The sequence below is a fragment of the Zavarzinia aquatilis genome (genome assembly GCF_003173035.1).
Classification (GTDB): Bacteria; Pseudomonadota; Alphaproteobacteria; order Zavarziniales; family Zavarziniaceae; genus Zavarzinia; species Zavarzinia aquatilis.
This window is the reverse complement of sequence record NZ_QGLE01000039.1, coordinates 1-1276: the sequence shown is the minus strand read 5'-3', so window position 1 is coordinate 1276 and position 1276 is coordinate 1. Positions and strand designations below refer to the sequence as shown.

General features: G+C 67.6%; 1 protein-coding gene. It reads right to left on the bottom strand.

Annotation, left to right across the window (positions count from 1 at the left end; translation table 11 throughout):
* A partial coding sequence (locus tag DKG74_RS21375) for an acetate--CoA ligase (protein WP_109908198.1) occupies positions 1–1276 on the bottom strand: 1276 nt, incomplete at both ends.

Sequence of the window (1276 nt, the reverse complement as noted above, 5' to 3'; positions counted from 1 at the left end):
CCCTCGGTCGCGCCCTCGAGCACATTGCCCTCGGCGTCGACCACCTGGGGCGCGACGCCGAAGAAGGGCAGGGTGGCGGAGCCGGGCTTCAGGGCGATGGCGCCGGGCAGCGGCGTGATCAGGATGCCGCCGGTCTCGGTCTGCCACCAGGTATCGACGATGGGGCAGCGCTCGTCGCCCACCACCTTGTGATACCAGTGCCAGGCCTCGGGGTTGATCGGCTCGCCGACCGAGCCCAGCAGGCGGAGCGAGGCGCGGGAGGTGCCCTTCACCAGGGCCTCGCCCTCGCGCATCAGGCTGCGGATGGCGGTGGGCGCGGTGTAGAAGATGGTGACCTTGTATTTGTCGATGACCTGCCAGAAGCGCGAGGCATCGGGGTAGGTCGGCACGCCCTCGAACATCAGGGTGGTGGCGCCATTGGCGAGCGGGCCATAGACGATATAGCTGTGGCCGGTGACCCAGCCCACATCCGCGGTGCACCAGTAGATGTCGTCATCCTTGCAGTCGAAGACATATTCATGGGTCATCGAGGCATAGACGAGATAGCCGCCGGTGGTGTGCAGCACGCCCTTGGGCTTGCCGGTCGAGCCCGAGGTATAGAGGATGAAGAGCGGGTCCTCGGCATTCTGGGCGGCGGGCACATTCACCGGATCGGCTTCGGCGATCAGCTCGTGATACCAGCGGTCGCGGCCCTCGGCGAAGGCGATCTTGCCGCCGGTGCGGCGGACGACGACGACGGCGGTCACATCCGGGCACTGCTCCAGGGCCTTGTCGGTATTGGCCTTGAGGGGCACGGTCTTGCCGGCGCGCAGGCCCTCGTCCGAGGTGATGACGACCTTGGAGCCGCAGTCGACGATGCGCCCGGCGAGACTGTCGGGGGAGAAGCCGCCGAAGACGATGGAATGGATGGCGCCGATCCGGGCGCAGGCCAGCATGGCGACCGCGGCTTCCGGGATCATGGGCAGATAGATGGTGACGCGGTCGCCCTTGGTGACGCCGAGGCCGAGCAGGGCATTGGCGAAGCGCGAAACCTCGGCGTGAAGCTCGCGATAGGTGATGGCGCGGGAATCGGCCGGGCTGTCGCCTTCCCACAGGATGGCGACCTTGTCGCCGCGGGTGGCGAGATGGCGGTCGAGGCAATTGGCGGCGACATTGAGGGTGCCGTCATGGAACCAGCGGATGTGCACATCGCCGGGCCCGAAGGAGACATCCTTGACGGCGCCGGGGCTGTAGGGGCTGATCCAGTCGAGGCGCTTGCCGGCCTCGGCCCAGAAGC